This window comes from Micromonospora sp. WMMD980 (genome assembly GCF_029626035.1).
GTDB lineage: Bacteria > Actinomycetota > Actinomycetes > Mycobacteriales > Micromonosporaceae > Micromonospora.
In genome coordinates, this window is sequence record NZ_JARUBE010000003.1 from 3,975,529 (window position 1) to 3,992,139 (window position 16,611).

Below are 16,611 nucleotides of genomic sequence, written 5' to 3' on the forward strand. Positions count from 1 at the left end.
GGTGGAGATCCCCTGCGCCGCCAACCTCATGATCGACGAGGTTCGAGGGGGTGGGTGTGGGTCAGGCGCGGACCCAGCGCTGGTTCGCGCCGCCGTTGCAGGTCCAGATCTGGACGGCGGTGCCGTTGGCGGTTGCCCTGGCCGTTGACGTCCAGGCAGAGTCCGGAGCCGACGCCGACGATCGTGCCGTCGGCGTTGAGCCGCCACTGCTGGTTGGCGCCGCCGTTGCAGGTCATGATGCGCGCGCGGCTGCCGGACGCGGCGCCGGGCACGTCGAGGCACTTGTTGCCGTAGACGGTGAGCTGGTTGTTCGCGCCAACCGTCCACTGCTGGTTCGGGCCGCCGTTGCAGTCCCAGATCTGCACGACCGCGCCGTCGGCCTGGCCGGCGCCGTTGACGTCCAGGCACCGGTTGGCGCTCGCGCTGCGATCTCCCCGGTGGGGCTGCCGGACCCGTCGCCGGGCGTGATCGAGAGGTTGTCGAACTGGGCGGTGACGCCCTGGCCGGTGCCGTACCCGATCTGACCGGTGACCCAGGTGGAGTCCGACACCGTGCCGACGGTGGTGCCGTCGATCGCGGCGGTGAGCGTGCCGCCGTTGAGCTTCAGCGACAGGTTGTGCCAGCGTCCGGTGCCCAGCGCCGCCAGGTCAGGTCGCCCAGCAGGGTGTACGGCTCGGCCTGGCCGGACGTCCAGTAGATCGGCGCCTGCTCGGACATCTGGCGGACGCACTGCCCGGTCCGGCCGGCGGCGCACCCGGCGATCTCGAACGAGCCCTGCTGGTCCATCAGGTACTTGGCCTCGCGGCCGGTGGCGTGGCTGTCGAAGGTGTCGCTGTACGGCAGCTTCAGGTTGCCCTGCGCCGGGCTGACCGCCGTGCCCTTACCCTGCCCGCTCGTGGTGGTGATGCTGTAGACGTAGCCGGGCTGGACGGTGAGCGAGAACCGCCCGCCGTTCGGCGTGACGTCGGCGTTCCGGACGAAGTGGTCGGCGGTGTTGTTCGACCGCAGGTTGGTCGCCCAGACCCGTACCGTGCCGGTGGACAGCCCGCCGGTGACGGTGAAGTCGAGCTGCTGGGCCGAGCCGGCGTCCTGCGTCTCGATGACGGTGCTCCAGTCGGTGTTGTTGGTGGACTTGAGCGACACGTAGCTGCCGTTGTTGCGGTTGCCGCCGAGGTAGCCGCTCGACGCGTCGAGGTAGCGCCAGCCCGGGGCGGTGAACTGGGTGGTGTGCGCCATCACCCAGGTGCTCTTGCCGATCGAGTACGCGCCGGACCACGGCTGCTGGGCCACCGCCACGCCGGTGGTCGCCCAGGGGATGTTGGGGGTGATGGCGGCGATCGCCGGCCAGTTGATGTAGCCGGTCATCTTGCCGTCGATGTACCCGCGGTTGATGCTCCGGGCGAGCGCCGGCGCGCCGGCGTTGTAGTCGTCGGACCCGTTCTCGCTGGCCCAGAGCTGTTTGCCGGTGGACAGTGCGTTTGCGGAGCTGGGGCAACTGGTCTGGGCGCTGCGGTAGCCGCACACGTAGTGGCTGCCGCAGACCTGCACGGCGTTGGCGAACGCCGGGTCGCGCAGCGAGTCGTCGGCGGCGCCCCACCCGAAGTCGTCCGAGGCGACGATCTTGACGTTGCCGTAGCCACGGGAGTTCAGGGTGGACCGAAGGTTCTTGTACCAGGTGGTGTTGTAGCCCTTCTCGTTCCACCCGCCGAGGTAGCTGATGGTCAGCCCGTGCGTGGCGGCGCAGTCCAGCCAGCCCACCAGATAGTTGATCGAGTCGGTGGACCAGAAGGTGCCGTTGCCGATCCAGCCGGGCGCGCCCCAGGCCAGGCCGACCAGCGCGATGTTGGGGTTGCGCAGCCGGGCCTGCTCCATCAGCCACCACTCGTAGCCCCGGTTGCAGTTCACGCTGCCCCGGGTGTGCTCGTGGCTGGGCTCCGCGCCGGAGGTGGAGTTGGTGTCGCCGCCGATCTCCGCCTTGAGCAGTTGCATCGCCGCGCCGTAGCCCGGCTTGAACAGGTAGTCGAGCAGGTCGCTGCGCTGCGGCTCCGGGTAGTCGATCAGCAGTCTGCTGTTTCCGCCGCCACCGCTGACCGCCCCGACGCCGTCGAGCGTGCGCCCGCCGGACGAGCCGTTGACGGTGATGGCGGTGGCGGCCTGCGCCGGGGAGGCGGACGCGGTCAGGACGGCCGCCGCCGCCAGGACCGACGCCGCCGCCGCGGACATCACGGCCCGCCACGACCGTCGTGGACGATTCACTGCGCTGAACATCCGATCCGCCTCCCGAACAGGTTTAATTTACCAGCATCGATCTTTAGACATCGAATGTTAACGTTCACACAACACGACCGTCAACGACTCCACCGCTGGCTTGCCACACCGGTGCAGTCCTGGATCTGGGTACGGGTGCCGTTGCCGGTGCCGCCGCCGGCCGCGTCCAGGCACCGACCCGAGCCGACACCGGTGACGGTGCCGTCGGCGTTGAGCCGCCACCGCTGGTTGGCCTGGCCGTTGCAGTCCCAGATGATCACCGGGCTGCCGTTCGCGGTCGCCGCGCCGCTGACGTCGAGGCACTTGCCGCCGAAGACCCGCAGTTCCTGCGCGGCGGTCGCGGTCCAGGACTGGTTGCTCTGCCCGTGGCAGTCCCAGATGATCGCCGCGGCGCCGTTGGTCTGCGCGGCGCCGTTGACGTCCAGGCAGCGACCGGCGGCGACGTTGCGCAGGGCCGAGGTGCCGCCCGGCGACGGAGTGGTCGGACCGCCCGTCGGCGTGGGCGTCGGCCCGGCACCGTCGAACTGGGTGAAGAACCGCCACACCTCGGTCTTCGTCCAGGTCCGCACGCCGCTGTCCCCGCCGCCTTCCACCGGACCGGGGGTGTGGCCGCCGTCGAACGCGGCCCAGACGACCGGATAGCCGGACCGGCAGCCGGCGTAGGCGGTGGTGACGTGCGTCAGGCTGCCCGCCCGTGGTTCGGGCGGGCTCTGCGGGGAGCACCCGTTGGCGCGCACGAACGTGTCCCGCAGCGACCGCCCGGCAGAGATGTTCAGCACCGGGTCGCCGATGCCGTGGATGCCCAGGTAGGCGATGGGCTGGGTGCCGCCCGCGCAGCCGCTGAGCTGGCCGCCGGAATAGACCGCGACGGCCCGGAAGACGTTGGCCCGAGCGCAGGCCAGGGCGTAGCTCATGCCGCCGCCGTAACTGAAGCCGAGCGCGAACCGCTGCGTCGTGTCGACGCACAGGTCCGCCTCGATCAGCCTGATCATGTCGTCGACGAAGGTGACGTCCTGGCCGCCCGGGTTGGCCCAGCCGTTGCCGTTGCCCTGGGGCGCGACGAAGATGGCGCTGTTGTTCGCCTGCTGCCGCAGCCCGTAGTAGGACCAGGCGTCCCGGTCGGCCCCGCCGGAGTCGACGTCGCCCGCGGTGCCGCCGTTCCGGTGGAACCCGAAGATCAGCCGGTAGCCGTGGTTGCGGTCGTAGCTGTCGGGATCCGCAGGATGAAGCTGCGGTTCTGGCCGCCGCTCTGGATGGCCCGGGAGCCGCTGGTCAACGTGGGCGCCTTGCCGCACCCCGCCGTCACCGCGGCCGTGCCGGCCGCCGCGCCCGCCGCCCCGCCGGCCACGGTGGTACCGACCGCAGCCACGACCAGGATCGTCGCGGCCACCAGGGGCCCGAGGACAGCTCTGCGCAACGCCATGATGCGGCTCCTTCGTCACTGGGTGTGAACCGATTCGGAGGTGCGGGGGCACTGCGCCATCCCACCGGCCCGCGGCGGAAGAAGGGCACGACGGGCGGGCGGCATGGTCGACTCGGATGCCCGGACTCGAACCGTCCGAGGACACCGCTGGAACGCCACAGCGGACGTCGAATCGATTCGGGCCGACCCTAGGCCGGACAGTGACGCATGTCAATGCCATGTCCGGTGGGTGCGGCGTCGGTGACAGGCGCCGGCCACTCCCGCCCGGCGTGACGAGCGCGGGCGTGGGTCACCGGAGTACGAGACGGCGTTGCGGGTCCGCCGGGCGGCCATCGACGCGCAGCGTGAGGAGTTGCAGCACTGGCGCGACGCCGGCCGGCTGCCCGACGAGGAGCTGTGCGTCCTGCAACGCGAACTCGACCACGAGGAGCTGCTGCTCCCGAAGCGGCCCGGCTGGCGGACCTCGATCTAGGGTGGAGCCATGTCCGAACGCTGGTCGTTGACCGTCGACTGCGCCCGCCCGCGTGAGCTGGCGGCGTTCTGGTGCCTCGCGCTGGGATACGTCCCGGGCGCTCCGCCGGAGGGGTTCCCCACCCGGGAGGCGTGGCTGGTCCACTTTCAGGTGCCCGAGGACGAGTGGGACGACGGGGCGTACATCGAGGACCCGGACGGCCTAAGGCCCGGCATCTCGTTCCTCAGGGTGCCGGAGCCGAAGGTGGTCAAGAACCGCATGCACATCGACGTCCACGTCGGCGGCGGCCGGCAGGAACCGTCCGAGGTGCGCTGGCCACGGGTCCGGGCGACGGTCGACATGCTGGTGGCAGCCGGCGGAGCGGTGCTGCGGCTGGACGATGTGGACGGTACGCCGGACCACGTGACGATGGCCGATCCGGAGGGCAACGAGTTCGACGTCCTCTAGCGCCCCGCCGGCATCTGTCAGGATCGGCGGATGGCGAACGTCTGGTCCGGTGTCACCATCGACTGCGTCGACCCGGAACGGGTCGCCCGGTTCTGGAGTGCCCTGCTCGGCCGCGAGCCCGGCGCCTCCCAGGAGGGCTGGGTCTACCTCGGCGAACGCGGTGATCCCCAGCCCCGGCTGGTGTTCCAGCCGGTGACCGAGCCCCGGACCGGGAAGGTCCGGATCCACCTCGACATCTCGGTCGACGACCTCGACGAGGCCGTGGCGACCGTCGCGCGGCTCGGCGGCGCGTCCACCGGCGAGCGGCACGACTACGACGAGGGGGTCGTCGTCGTGATGACCGACCCGGAGGGCCACGAGTTCTGCCTGGTCCACTATCGCGGCTGACGGTGCCCGGTCACGCGGCGAGCGCCCGGGCCAACTGGTCCAGCCCGTGCGAGCCGACCTCCAGCGCCCGACGGTGGAAGGCCCGCCGGTCACCGCGGAAGGACGCCCGGCCCGCCCGCCACACCCGCTCCCCCACCTTGTAGGTGAGCGCCTGCCCCGGCCGGCCCAGATAGCGCGCGAGCTCGCCCGCCGCGTACGGCCCCTGGTGGCAGCGGTCCCGTAGCAGTCGCAGTGCGGCATCCGGCGTCCACCGCTCGCCGCCGCCGGACGGGATCGGCAGTCGCAGGTGCAGGCCGACGTCGAGCACTACCCGGGCCGCCCGCAGCAACTGCATGAACAGGTGCCCCAGGCGTGCGCCCGGCTGCTGGTAGCAGCCGATCTCGTCCATGAACCGCTCGGCGTACAGCGCCCACCCCTCCTGGCAGCCGGAGAGCCCGCCGAGCAGGTTCAACCGCTGCCCGAGAGCGCCCTGGCATGCCTCGTGTCCGAGCTGGAGGTGGTGGCCGGGAACGCCCTCGTGGTAAGCCGTGCTGTAGGCGATCCAGGTGGGAAAACTCTCTTGGCCCTCGGGGAGGAACCACCAGGCCCGGCCCGGCCGCGTCAGGTCCCGCGACGGCCGGGTGTAGGAGGTGCCGGCCGAGCCGGTCACCCGCGACTCGATCCGCCGCAGCGGCGCGGGAATGTCGAAGTGCGCTCCGTCCAGGTCCGCGACGCTGGTTTCCAGCAGCTCCTGCAACCATGCGCCGAACTCGGCCCGGCCGAGCCGGACGCCCGGCCCGTCGGGGCGGTCGAGCCGCTCGATCACCTCGGGCACGCTCCCGCCCAGCGCCTTCGTCTCGGCGGCCAACTCCGCCTCGATCGCGGCGAACTCGTCCCAACCCCAGTCGTGGAGCTCACGCGGGTCCGGCTCGTCGGCGAGGAAGGTCCGCATCCAGAGCCTGTACCGCTCCGGCCCGAACGCCTCGTCGTCGCGCGCCCGGGGCGCCAGGTCCGCGGTGAGCGTCGCGGCCAACTTCCGGTACGCGTCCCGCGCGCCCTGCGCCGCCGCCCGCAACGACGCCTGGTGACGTCCGTCGCCGTAGCGCTCCACCAGGGCGATGTCCTCGTCGGCCCAGGTGCGGCAGCGCTGCGCCACCAGCTCCACCTGCCGCCGCGTGGGCCGGTGACCGCGCTCGGCGGCGAGCAGGAGGCTGCGGGCGTACCCCTCCAGGGTCGTGGGGATCGCGGCCTGGCGCGCACCCACCCGCGCCCAGCCCTCCTCGTAGGCCGCGCCCGCGACGTCCCGGGCGGGCACTCCGGCCTCGACGGCCTGGCGGATGAGCGGGAGTGGGCCGGTGGCCGCCGCGTGCAGCTCGCCGGGTCCTCCCCGGCGTCGTGGAAGGCGAGTCGGGTCCGCAGCCGTTCGGTGAGATGGGCGTGCAACGGGCCCTGCGCGGGCAGGGCCGTCAGCTCGCGCAGGGCGGAGGCGGCGAGGTCGGCGCGTGCCTGGTGACCCTCGGGGCTGTAGTCGGTGAGCCCGTCGACGTCCTGCTCGCCGACCTCGACCACGGCCGCGCACGGGTCGAGGCGGGCCAGGTCGCGCAGCAGCCCACCGGCGAAGTCCTCGACGATCACGAAGGCGATGCTACGCCCGGACCGTCGACCCTGGAGCGTTCCGAACCTGGCGGGTACCCATCGAGACGGCGCCTCAAAGCATGGCGAGCCGGTCCGCCAACAGCTCCGTCCTCCGCTCGGCGTCCTCCGGCGGCAGCCGTCCCGCCCGCGTGAGCGTCGCCAGTCCATGCAGGGCCGCCCAGAACACCTCGGTGAACATCCCCGGGTCGACCCCGTCGCCGGCGACCTCGCCGAGGCTGTCCAGCAGGGCGGCGAAGGCGTCCTTGAGCGGCTCGGGCGTCTCCGCCGCCGCGAACGCCAAACCGCCGTCGAGCTGGAACATGGCGTCGTAGACCGCCGGGCTGCGTGCGGCGAAGTCCAGGTAGACGCGGGCGAGCGCGGTGACCCTGGCGCGCGGGCCGTCCACCTTGGAGGCGGCTGCCCGCAGCGCGGCGGCCATCTCGGTGGCGCCGTCGAGGGCGACGGCACCGATGATCTCGCGCTTGCCTCGGAAGTGGCTGTAGAGGACGGGTTGGCTGTACTCGATGCGCTCGGCGAGCCGGCGGGTGGTGACCGCGTCCCAGCCCTGCTGCTCGGCGAGTTGTCGAGCCGTCGCCACGATGAGACGCTCGCGCTCCGCCCGCTCCCGCTCCTTGCGCTCCTGCACCGACATGCCCCGACTCTAGCATCGCTAGGCATTGGAGCAACGAAATGCTAGCGTTGCAGCATTCGCTAGCGGCGCTAGATTCTGGGGTTCCTCATGTTCAACGCACTCATGGTGTTCACCGTCGTGGTCGTCGGCGTCATGGTGGGGGTGGAGTTCTCCGTCGCCTTCGTCATCAACCCGATCCTCAACGCGCTCCCCGACGACGCAAGCCAACTGGGCCGCGCCCACGGGGGCCGGATGCTCGGCGCGCTGATGCCGTTCTGGTACCTCGGCTCGCTCGCGCTCGTGGCGGTCTGGGCCGTCGGAAGATGGGACCACCCTGGCAACGGCCGCGTCATCGCCGCCGGCGCGCTGCTGATCGTCAGCGTGATCATATCGATCCTGCTGCTCGTCCCGATCAACAACCGAAGCAAGACGTGGACTCCGGAGAACCGACCCGCCGACTGGAAGCAGCAGATGAACCGCTGGGACCGCCTCCACTACGTCCGCGTCGCGGTCATCGTCGCCGCTTTCGCCCTGCTGGCCGCCGCCCTCGTCTGACAGTGCAGGAGACCTGAAGAGGCCCCGGCCCGGGAGCTAACCACCGGGTCGGGGCCTCGATCATTGGTGCGCCGGAACGGCACCACGTGGTGGCCGTGGTCGAGGGCGAATCGGACGGTCTGCGCGATCAACGCCGGCGCCGCGCCGCCGGGCTTGTCCCGCTCGCGCAGCAGGATGCGAGGCAGGTAGTCCTGCTCGACCAGTACGCAGCCCCGGCCGTGCCGGCGTCGTAGTTCCCGGGCGATGCTGCTCTTGCCCGAGCCGGAGTTGCCCCGGATACAGACGAGGATCGTGTCCGGACTGCCAGTGGGTTCAGCGACCACGATGCCTCTTCGGCTTCACTCGTTGCGCACGGTGAGGTCGAGCGCGGCAACGGTCAACTGTGTGAGGTCAGGCAGTTGGTCCTCGCCGAGGATGACGCCGTGCAGGTTATCCAGCTTCGTCTTGAGGCCGTGAAGGCGGCTGCCCCGCAGGTCAGCACCGTCGAGGTGACAGGAGTCCAATTCCAGACTGGTCAGGTCGCAGGACCGAAGTGCGATGCGCGGTAGTCGGCAGGAAGACCACGCGCCGTTGGTGAGAGTGCAGTCGGTGAACGCGACCGAGCCGGCGGCGGTGACGCGGTGGAAGGTGGCGTAGTCGAAGCGGCAGCTGTCGAACAGGACGTCCTTGAGGCGTACGTCGGTGAGTCTGGTGCCAGTGAACCGGGAGCCGGTGATCGCGCATCGTTCGATGGTGGTGCCGGTCAGGGTCGCGCCTGAGAAGTCGGTCCGGGTGAACTCGCAGCTGAAGAGGCTGCCGGCTTCCCAGGTGCTCTCGCTCAGGTCCACGCCGGTGATCACGCTGCTGCGGATGCTGACGTCCTCAAGCTGGGAGCCGTGCCACCCTGCGCCCTCGACGAGGGCCTCGGTGAGGTCGCCGGCCAGGTCCGTCGTGGTGTCGAGGTCGTCTGGTTCAAGGTCCGGCAGTAGGACCTTCACGTCGCCGATCGTGGTGGTGCGCATGTGTCCTCAACCTGTGCGGGCGCGGGGCGGGCACGCCACCCCGCGCGCCCGGTGGCGGGGGCTACTTCTTCTTGTTCCAGTTGTCCCAGCCGGGTCGGCTGTCGAACTTACCCTTGTTGGCCCAGGTGGGGCGGTTGTCGAACATCGCCGCGTCGATCGGCTCTACCGACCGCTGGGGGTCGACGCCGAGGCGGGTGAGTTGCTCGGGTGCGGCGTTGACGAGGACCGCGAGGGCGTTGGTCATGGTGCTTCTCCTGGAGGGGCGAGGTGGTCCGCGGCGGCGCGGACGAGGGCCTGTCGGGTGGTCCGGCAGTAGGTCGTTTCCCGGGCGGTGAATGTCGCGTGCTCGAAGTAGCGGTTGCCGGCCTGGGCGCCACGGCAGAAGTCGTAGAAGGCACAGTGCTCGGCGCAGTCGTTGAGGGCCGTGATGAACTCGGCGACGTAGTCCAGGTCGCCGGCGCGGGCGAGCATGGCGGTGATCGGCTGGTGGAGGACGTTGCCGGCGATGAAGTCGCCGTATCGCGGCTCGGTGGTGCCGAGCAGTTCCGGTGACAGCAGCACCACCTTCCCGTCCCAGGAGACGGTCGGGATCGGCTCGTACGGGGCGTGGTGGACGCGCCCAGCGCGGGTGGCGGCGAGATAGTCGGCCAGCCGGTCCACGTCGCGGATCCGCAGCGGGCTGCCGCCGACGCGACGTGCGATGAGGTGCTGCCAGAACCGGTACGCGGCATCCTCCGACACCGGTGCCCGGTCGGTGCCCTCCTGCTCCTCGATGTTGAAGCCGACCGACTCGCAGCCGGGCAGGCCGGTGAAGAAGTCGACGAGGGCATCCGCGTGGTCGATGGTTTCCGGGGTGACCACACAGATCACCGAGTACCCAAGCCCCGCTTCGGCCAGGATCCGCATGCCGCGCAGGGCTCGCGCGTCCGTCGGATTGCTCGCCCGGTCCAGGCGGTTGCGGTTCAACGCGCCTGGTCCGTCCATGCTGACCCCGACCTCGAAGCCGTAAGCGGTGAACAGCTCGCACCACTGTCGGTTGATCAGCGTCGCGTTCGTCTGGATCTCGTGACGCACCATGTCTGCGCGCCGCAGTTGCTCGAACGGGGCCAAGAGGTCCCGGAACAGCTCGATGGGTGTGGCGATGGGTTCGCCCCCGTGCCACACGACGCTCACCGGATGACCGCTGTTCTGCTGGGCGACCGATTCGGCGCAGGCCTGCGCGACCGCCGCGTTCATCAGGCGGCGGGATCTCCGATCGGGCAGGTAGCAGTAGGTGCAGTCGAGGTTGCAGAAGCTCGTCGGCTGCACGACCAGGGTGTGGAAGCTGCCGGCGATCGCTGGCTGGCCGGTGGCGTTAATGAGGCCGATGCCGTTCACGAGGGAGCCTCCTCGATGCTGAAGTCCGTGGGGGTGCTGACGCGGTAGGCGTGGGTATGGCGGGCGGGCCAGCCGAGGAACCGGTCGAACATGTCGGCGGCGCTGCCCGTGACGCTCGGGTTGAGCCGGTGAAGGTCGTCGATCGCGTCGTACAGGCAGCTGGCCAGGTAGAGGAACAGGCTCACCGGCACTTCTCGGTACTCGGCCAGGAGCGCGAGCTTCGCTGCGCCGCAGGGCCACGGCTGCCCGCATCGGCGGCACCGCCACAGCGGGCGCATCGGCAGATGTTCCACCTCGGCCGGCGCGAGCCGGTTCGCCGCGGGACGGCGCTGCTGGCCAGTCACCGGCGACCGCCTTCGCGGGCTTGCTGCTCGAACAGCCGACGCCACACGAAGGTGAGCAGCGGCGGGTCAGCGGGCCACACCTGCCCCGGCGGGGCCGTCCACCTGAGCTCGGGGTGCCGGGACTGGCTGGCCATGGCGTTACGCGAGACGTACACCGTCATGCCGCCATCCCCACCAGGGACGATGAGCGGCGGGCTCGCCGGGGGAATGGCGAGCCCGCCGCCGCGCCACGGCGGCTGGGAGCAGACCGCCGATCACCCACCCACGCAGCCCTCACGGCGGTACGCAAGCGGGGAAAGCGTCGAGACAGTTCGCTCCCGGACGGGCCGAGCCAGCGGCCCAAACCGTGGTGTGGAGCGCCGCTCATCGATCCCTCCATCTGCAGCTCCCTATCAGCCATCCCGATACCGGCATCGACACACGCCGGTGATCCGGGGTGAACTGAACGTAGGGGCGGCCCCTTCGGAGGACCGGGAAAATCCGTACCGGGTCCGGCGCGCTTCAGCGGGCAGGGTGATGGTGTGCGAGGGATGACGGACGACATGACGATCGGCCAGCGCGTCGCCTTCTACCGGCGTCGGCGAGGACTCTCCCAGGAGGTGCTGGCCGGTCTGGTCGGCAAGACACAGGAATGGCTACGCAAAGTCGAGACGAACCGGGCCGACCTGGACCGGCTGTCGGTCATACGCGCCATCGCCAAGGCCCTCGACGTGTCCCTCGGCGACCTGATCGGCGCGCCGAGCCTGTTCGAGTGGTCGGACGACTCAGGTCGCGAGACCATCCCGGCTTTGCGGGCCGCGCTTCACGACTATCGTCACCTCGCGCCGACGCTGGCCAGCACGGGAGCCAGCGAGGCACCTACCTTGTGCGAAATCGAGAACGACGTCGCCGAAATCTGGACCGCCTACCAGCACTCCCGATACGGCACCCTCGCCCGCCGGCTGCCCTACCTCATCCACGACTGCCTCACCGCCACCGAGGCGTACGACGGAGACGACGGCCAGCGCGCACACGCGATGACCGCCTACGCCCACCAGCTCGCCGCATTGTTCCTCACCAAGCTCGGCGAAGGTGACCTCGCGTGGACCGCCGCCAGCCGAGGACTGGCCGCCGCCAACGCCAGCCATGACCACGTCGTCATCGGCTCACTCAGCCGCTCCGCCGCACACTCGCTGGCGTCCATCGGTGAGTACGCCCAAGCCCGCGGCCTCGCCGCCACGGCAGCGCAGTTCCTGGAACCACGGCTCGCCAAGCCGACTCCGCAGCTGCTGTCGGTCTACGGCAGCCTGCACCTCGTCTGCGCGCTGGCCGCCGCGAGGGACGACGACCGCGCCTCCGCCGACACCCACATCGCCGAGGCCGATGCCGCCGCGCAGCGGCTCGGCGCCGATGGCAACCACGTGTGGACCGCGTTCGGGCCGACCAACGTGTCGATCCACAAGACGACCGTGGCGATGGAACTCGGCGATGTGCAACGCGCCATCGCCATCGGCGCCCCACTCGACACCAGTACCGTGCCCGTCGAGCGGCAGGTTCGGCACGCCATCGAAACCGCCCGAGCCCTTGCCCGGTGGAACCGCATCGACGACGCGCTCGCTGCGCTTCTGGACGCCGAGACCCTCGGGCCCGACCAGGTGCGCTACCACCAGCTCTCCCGCGACCTCGTCCGGGACATCCTCACCCGCCCCCGGCCACCACGACTGGCCGTCGAACTCAGCGACCGAATGGGCGTCCGCTCGGGTGGACCCCGCTGGTAACTGGACTCAGATCAGCCGGCTCGTGTAGCCGGCCGCCACCAGACGCTCGAACGCCGTCCGCACCTCGTCCGGCATCTCCTGTGGGATCGCGAACCCGCGCTCGGCGTACACCTCGATCCGCTGCGTGTCGCCGACCAGCATGTCCACCACCCGCCGCGGGTCGCCGATGCTGCGCACGTAGTCGTCCAGTTCGAGCGGGTTCGACGCGCACACCACATCGACCTCCGGCCACACCAGCCTGCAGGTGGCGTAGGCCCGACGCTGCTGGTAGGGCCGCGACATGATCAGCACCGACCGCACCGGAATCTGGTGTTCAGTCAGGAGCTGACGCGAGTACTCCAGATTCTGAGCGGTGTTCGTGGCACGCGGCTCCACGAGAATCGCCTCCCCGGGTACGCCCTGCTCAATGGCGTACTCGCGGTAGTGCACTGCTTCTCCCCGTGGGAACCGCTCGACGGTCGTCGGGGCGTTCGCGCCGGTGAACACGATCCTGGGGAACAGGCCCTCGTGAAACAAGCGCGCCGCGATGACAGCCACCCCGAGGTCATGACTGCCCAATCCGATCCCCACGTCGCACGGGCGCAATTCGTGACGCATGTCGTGGTAGCGCCACAGCGTCTCCATATCAGCCCGGATCGCGTCAGGGATCGCCTGGGCAGGTGCCTCTGCATGCCGGTTCATCAGCACCTACCAGGTCCGGTCCGCGCTGGTTCCCTCATGCCGCCAGAGTAGGGCTAGCAGGGCAGCAGGACGCCGCTGACTCCAGCACCACGCCGCTGACCTCGTCAGGACCAGAGGGCTGGAAGCGGCCAAGGCATCGTGAAGGGGTGCGGTGCATCGACGCCCGGACTGGCGGATGCCCAATGACCCCGAAGGCCCGATGCAGGCTGGCCACCTCAGAGATGACCATGAGGGCAGTCGTCCACGGAACAACCACATGTCCCAGCAACCCCGGCCCGGTCCAACGGCCCTCGAGCACCCACCGAGCGACCACCCACCGCCCGCGTACGAGAAGAAGACCCCGACCCGGTGTGAACCACCGGGCCAGGGCCCTTCTCGTTGGTGCGCCGCCAGGGACTCGAACCCCGAACCCGCGGATTAAGAGTCCGCTGCTCTGCCAGTTGAGCTAGCGGCGCTCACCGACAACGGGACGGAACGTTAGCAGCCGCCGCACCGACCCCCGCACGCAGGGGGCCGTCTCACCGCAGAGCCACCGTGACCTGCCCGGTCGCGGGCCCCGAGGGGTCGACCTGGAGCACGTAGACACCGGCCGCCGGCAGCGTCGTCGACGTGATCCCGCCGGCCCCGTTGATCACGCAGCCGGTGGCGAGCGTGCCGCCGTCCGGCGCGCGCAGCACCAGCACGCCGCACTGGTCGGGCAGCGTCGCGGCGGTCGCGGTCACCGTCACGGACGTCCCGGCGGCCGCGGTGAACCGGTAGCCGGTGACCGCGCCGGGGCGGTCGACGTCGGCGACGACCGGCGGCCCGCCGACGGTGATCGCGGCGTCGCGGTCCCGGCCGGCGACCAGGCGCAGCGTGGCGGCGCCGGTGCCGCGTTCGGTCGGGTCGACCACCACGGTGTACGTCCCGTCGGCGGGCAGGAGCGTGCCGTCGATCTCGCCGACGCCGTTGATGACGCACCCGCTGCTCACCAACTGCCCCTCCGGGTCCCGCAGTTCCAGCGGGGAGCACTGGTCGGGCAGCGTGCTCTCGGGCACCTCGACGAAGACGCGCTCGCCCTTACGGCCGGCGAACCGGTAGCGCGCCCGGGCGCCGGGCTGCTCGATCGACGCGGTCACGGCCGGGCCGTTCGGTTGCAGCGTGCCGCCGCTGTCCCTGGCCACGTAGACCCGGACGGCGGCGCGGCCGGTGTCGCCGGGCGCCGCGGCGACCCGCAGCGCGTACGTGCCGGTGGCGGTGAGGTCGACGCGGTCGACGTAGCCGGCGCCGTTGATGTTGCAGCCGCCGGCGATCTCCCGCCCGCCCGGGTCGGCGAGCAGATACGGCGAGCAGCGGTCCCCCATGCCGGGCGCGGTGACGTCGACGAAGACGGCGTCCCCGGCGCGCCCGGGGAAGGTCAGCGGATCGCCGCCGGGGGTCAGGCTGGCGGTGGCGACCGGCACGGCGGTGATCGGCGCGACGACCGGCGGGCTGATCCGTTCGGTGGTGGCGCTGGCGACGGCGAACTCGGGCCGCCCGCTCACCGCGACGTCGAAGACGCACTCGGCGAGCGGGCCGGCGGCGGTGACGCCGGCCCACCGGCACATCTGCTCCGCGGCGGCGCGCCGGGCCGGGTCGAGGTCGCCGGTGGTCACCTGCCGCTCGGGGAAGCTCCGGTCGGTGAACGTGCCGGTGTCCTCCCCCTCGTCGTAGTGCAGCAGCGAACGGTCCGCGGTGATCCGCCAGCTGTCCGCGTACGCCGGGTAGAGCTTGGCGAACGGCACGGGCTGGGCGAGGGCGGCGCCGGTGGCGGGGGCGATGTCGTCGCCCGCGTCGCCGTCGAAGTCGCCGAGCAGGCCGCGTACCTTCCCGGCCCGGGCCTCGGCGAGCCGGACCAGCACCCGGTAGCCGTAGCGGCCGATCTGGTCCACAGCGGCGGCGGAGCCGTCCGGCCACGTCAGGTCGTACCCGTCGTCGGGCCCGGTGTCGGAGGCACGGCGGGTGAGGGTGCCGCCGCCGGCCAGGTCGGTCCGTTCCGGCGGCGCGGCGAGCGGCGCGCCGTCGACGTGCACCCTCGTGGCGCCGCCGGTGAGGGTGAGCGCGACGCGGTGGGCGCCGACCCGGAACGCGACCGCCGAGTTGACCGAGGCGGTGCGGGTGCCGGCCATCGGCGCCTGCCGGACCTGCACCTCCAGCGGGTCACCGCCCACCGCGGCGACCAGCGTGAACTCGCCGACGGCCTGGAAGTCGTAGTAGGCCCGGTCGAAGGTGACCAGATGCGGGTCACCGTTGGTGCCGCCGCAGTCGGCGCCGTTCTCGCAGAGCTTCACCGGCCCCTTCGGCGGGGGCGTCTTCTTCGCCGGTTTCTTGCACTCGTCGAGGCTCTTCGGCAGCGGGTTTCCCTTGTACTGGGTGCGCGGCGGCAGGCCCTTGGCCACCCGGTAGCGGTTCTCCGCGAGCGTCGCCTTCACCTCGGCGGTGGGGATCCCGGTGCTCCCGCACTGGCCCGGCGGGACCACGTCGCGGGAGATGTCGTCGGCGTGGTTCAGCTCGTGGTAGAGCGCGGCGCACGGGTCCCGGGCCACCCCGTCGTCGTACGCGTCGGTGGAGGTCGGGTTCCAGGTGACAGTGGACGAGCCCTTGCCGTCGGTGCTCTCCGGCGTCTCGAACGCGCCCGAGCCGCCCGTGGTGGGGATGATCCGCACCTTGGGGCTCTTCTTGTCCTTCAGGCGGGGCAGCAGGCCGGACGGGTCCCCACCTGGCTCGGCGAACCCCTTGAGGCAGCCGTCCACGGCGGCCTGGAAGTCGACGCCGGTGACTGGCACGCCCGAGGTCGGGTCCACGGTGTAGTCCGCCCGGGCCGGCCGGGAACCGCCGCCGACCAGCGCGCCCACCGCCACCAACAGCAGCGCCACGGCGGCGGCGGTCGGCCGACGGCGGCGGGCCCGCAGCAGGATCACGAGCGCGCCCAGGAGCAACACCAGCAAGAGCGCGCCGGCCGCCGGCCAGAGCCAGCGGCGGCCGGGCGCGCCGCCGTCGCCGACCGTGAACGCGGCGGTCCGCAGCGCCGTCGCGCCCGGACAGAGATTCGCCGCGCCGGTGACCGGGAGCGTCACGTAGCTGGCGGTGACCTCGTACCGGCCGGGAGCGCCGACCGACCAGAGCGAGTCCAGGCCGCCGCCGTCTCCGGTGGCGGCCACCGAGCGGAGTACGACGTCCCCGGGCGCGTCGCCGTCGTGCAGCCGGACCCCGGTCAGCGCCACGGTGGCCGTCGCGCCGGGCTCGACGGTGGTCAGGCCGGCGGTGGCCGAGGCCGCGATCCCGTCGTCGTGGAAGCTGCGGGCCAGCGTCGGTGTGAGATCGCGTCCGTCCCGGCGTACCCCGGTGATCTGGACGGTGCCGACGGCGCTGGTGGGCAGCGCGCACGCCGACCCGGTGGCGTTCGTGACGGTGAGGTCCAGGCGGACCTGGTCGCCGGCGCGGTAGTCCGCCTGCCCCGGGCGCAGCGCCAGGCCGAGGCCGCCGTCGGCGGGCGCCGCGGCGGCGCTCACCGACCCGGCCAGCAGGGCCGCCACCAGTACGGCGAGCCCGGTCGTGGATCGCACCGTCCATCTCATGGTGGGGACTGTAGGGGCGTGGGCCCGGGATTCCCGTGCACTGTCGGGGACCGGTCGT

14 protein-coding genes, 1 tRNA gene and 3 pseudogenes are annotated in these 16,611 nt (G+C 71.5%); 5 read left to right on the top strand and 13 right to left on the bottom strand.

Features of this window, described 5'->3' with window-relative positions; all coding sequences use genetic code 11:
- Window positions 1-61 precede the first annotated feature (61 nt).
- Together O7618_RS18540 and O7618_RS18545 are read right to left on the bottom strand one after the other, a co-directional pair.
- Window positions 62-2,223 (bottom strand): annotated as a pseudogene (locus O7618_RS18540) (RICIN domain-containing protein).
- Between the two features lie 125 nt (window positions 2,224-2,348).
- Window positions 2,349-3,691, bottom strand: a pseudogene (locus tag O7618_RS18545) (ricin-type beta-trefoil lectin domain protein).
- Window positions 3,692-4,001: 310 nt separating this feature from the next.
- On the opposite strand from O7618_RS18545, the gene O7618_RS18550 reads away from it, so the two are divergent.
- Genes O7618_RS18550 through O7618_RS18560 form a run of 3 tightly spaced genes read left to right on the top strand, consistent with a single transcriptional unit; the run spans window position 4,002 to window position 4,997 of the window.
- The gene (locus O7618_RS18550) at window positions 4,002-4,163 is read left to right on the top strand and encodes a hypothetical protein (RefSeq protein WP_278107355.1); all 162 of its coding nucleotides are present in this window, start codon (window positions 4,002-4,004) and stop codon (window positions 4,161-4,163) included.
- A gap of 9 nt (window positions 4,164-4,172) precedes the next feature.
- Window positions 4,173-4,610 carry a VOC family protein gene (locus O7618_RS18555; RefSeq protein WP_278107356.1) on the top strand — a complete coding sequence of 146 codons (438 nt, stop codon included), beginning with the start codon at window positions 4,173-4,175 and terminating at the stop codon, window positions 4,608-4,610.
- 30 nt (window positions 4,611-4,640) lie between these two features.
- Window positions 4,641-4,997, top strand: coding sequence for a VOC family protein (locus O7618_RS18560; RefSeq protein WP_278107357.1), 357 nt, complete (start codon window positions 4,641-4,643; stop codon window positions 4,995-4,997).
- Window positions 4,998-5,007: 10 nt separating this feature from the next.
- Here the strand turns inward: O7618_RS18560 and O7618_RS18565 are convergent, their stop codons facing one another.
- Window positions 5,008-6,291, bottom strand: a complete 1,284-nt coding sequence (locus O7618_RS18565; RefSeq protein WP_278107358.1) for a DUF885 domain-containing protein — start codon at window positions 6,289-6,291, stop codon at window positions 5,008-5,010.
- A 393-nt stretch (window positions 6,292-6,684) separates the two neighbouring features.
- The gene (locus O7618_RS18570) at window positions 6,685-7,263 is read right to left on the bottom strand and encodes a TetR/AcrR family transcriptional regulator (RefSeq protein WP_278107361.1); all 579 of its coding nucleotides are present in this window, start codon (window positions 7,261-7,263) and stop codon (window positions 6,685-6,687) included.
- Window positions 7,264-7,365: 102 nt separating this feature from the next.
- Here O7618_RS18570 and O7618_RS18575 point away from each other — a divergent pair, with 102 nt between their 5' ends.
- Entirely contained in the window at window positions 7,366-7,797 is a 432-nt protein-coding gene (locus O7618_RS18575; protein ID WP_278107362.1) for a DUF1772 domain-containing protein, read from the top strand.
- Window positions 7,798-7,877: 80 nt separating this feature from the next.
- Here the strand turns inward: O7618_RS18575 and O7618_RS18580 are convergent.
- From O7618_RS18580 to amcA (O7618_RS18605), 6 genes and pseudogenes are all read right to left on the bottom strand, one after another.
- Window positions 7,878-8,120 (bottom strand): annotated as a pseudogene (locus tag O7618_RS18580) (kinase); the annotation flags it as partial.
- A 15-nt stretch (window positions 8,121-8,135) separates the two neighbouring features.
- A complete protein-coding gene (locus O7618_RS18585; protein ID WP_278107364.1) occupies window positions 8,136-8,798 on the bottom strand; it encodes a pentapeptide repeat-containing protein in 663 nt (220 codons plus the stop codon).
- A 61-nt stretch (window positions 8,799-8,859) separates the two neighbouring features.
- Window positions 8,860-9,042: a multiple cyclophane-containing RiPP AmcA gene (gene amcA, locus O7618_RS18590; protein ID WP_278107365.1), complete on the bottom strand. Its 183-nt coding sequence runs from the start codon at window positions 9,040-9,042 to the stop codon at window positions 8,860-8,862.
- Window positions 9,039-10,175: a cyclophane-forming radical SAM peptide maturase AmcB gene (gene amcB / locus O7618_RS18595; protein ID WP_278107367.1), complete on the bottom strand. Its 1,137-nt coding sequence runs from the start codon at window positions 10,173-10,175 to the stop codon at window positions 9,039-9,041. The genes amcA (O7618_RS18590) and amcB overlap by 4 nt, the downstream gene beginning before the upstream one ends.
- A complete protein-coding gene (locus tag O7618_RS18600) occupies window positions 10,172-10,519 on the bottom strand; it encodes a hypothetical protein (protein WP_278107368.1) in 348 nt (115 codons plus the stop codon). The genes amcB and O7618_RS18600 overlap by 4 nt, the downstream gene beginning before the upstream one ends.
- A complete protein-coding gene (gene amcA / locus O7618_RS18605; protein WP_278107369.1) occupies window positions 10,516-10,680 on the bottom strand; it encodes a multiple cyclophane-containing RiPP AmcA in 165 nt (54 codons plus the stop codon). Before amcA (O7618_RS18605) ends, O7618_RS18600 begins: the two co-directional genes overlap by 4 nt.
- 369 nt (window positions 10,681-11,049) lie before the next feature.
- Here amcA (O7618_RS18605) and O7618_RS18610 point away from each other — a divergent pair, with 369 nt between their 5' ends.
- The gene (locus O7618_RS18610; protein ID WP_278107370.1) at window positions 11,050-12,276 is read left to right on the top strand and encodes a helix-turn-helix transcriptional regulator; all 1,227 of its coding nucleotides are present in this window, start codon (window positions 11,050-11,052) and stop codon (window positions 12,274-12,276) included.
- Between the two features lie 6 nt (window positions 12,277-12,282).
- Here the strand turns inward: O7618_RS18610 and O7618_RS18615 are convergent, their stop codons facing one another.
- The 3 genes from O7618_RS18615 to O7618_RS18625 all read right to left on the bottom strand — a co-directional run bounded on the left by O7618_RS18615 (window position 12,283) and on the right by O7618_RS18625 (window position 16,553).
- Window positions 12,283-12,963, bottom strand: a complete 681-nt coding sequence (locus O7618_RS18615) for a YdcF family protein (RefSeq protein WP_278107371.1) — start codon at window positions 12,961-12,963, stop codon at window positions 12,283-12,285.
- Between the two features lie 373 nt (window positions 12,964-13,336).
- Window positions 13,337-13,412: transfer RNA gene (locus tag O7618_RS18620), tRNA-Lys, on the bottom strand.
- Window positions 13,413-13,475: 63 nt separating this feature from the next.
- Window positions 13,476-16,553, bottom strand: coding sequence for a VWD domain-containing protein (locus tag O7618_RS18625; RefSeq protein ID WP_278107373.1), 3,078 nt, complete (start codon window positions 16,551-16,553; stop codon window positions 13,476-13,478).
- Window positions 16,554-16,611: the final 58 nt, after the last annotated feature.

Bases quoted from the DNA above. Each gene is read 5' to 3' on its own strand.
- O7618_RS18555 (WP_278107356.1), top strand. From the start codon at position 4,173: ATGTCCGAACGCTGGTCGTTGACCGTCGACTGCGCCCGCCCGCGTGAG.
- O7618_RS18560 (WP_278107357.1), top strand. From the start codon at position 4,641: ATGGCGAACGTCTGGTCCGGTGTCACCATCGACTGCGTCGACCCGGAA.
- O7618_RS18570 (WP_278107361.1), bottom strand. From the start codon at position 7,263: ATGTCGGTGCAGGAGCGCAAGGAGCGGGAGCGGGCGGAGCGCGAGCGT.
- O7618_RS18575 (WP_278107362.1), top strand. From the start codon at position 7,366: ATGGTGTTCACCGTCGTGGTCGTCGGCGTCATGGTGGGGGTGGAGTTC.
- O7618_RS18585 (WP_278107364.1), bottom strand. From the start codon at position 8,798: ATGCGCACCACCACGATCGGCGACGTGAAGGTCCTACTGCCGGACCTT.
- amcA (WP_278107365.1), bottom strand. From the start codon at position 9,042: ATGACCAACGCCCTCGCGGTCCTCGTCAACGCCGCACCCGAGCAACTC.
- amcA (WP_278107369.1), bottom strand. From the start codon at position 10,680: ATGACGGTGTACGTCTCGCGTAACGCCATGGCCAGCCAGTCCCGGCAC.
- O7618_RS18610 (WP_278107370.1), top strand. From the start codon at position 11,050: ATGACGGACGACATGACGATCGGCCAGCGCGTCGCCTTCTACCGGCGT.
- O7618_RS18625 (WP_278107373.1), bottom strand. From the start codon at position 16,553: ATGAGATGGACGGTGCGATCCACGACCGGGCTCGCCGTACTGGTGGCG.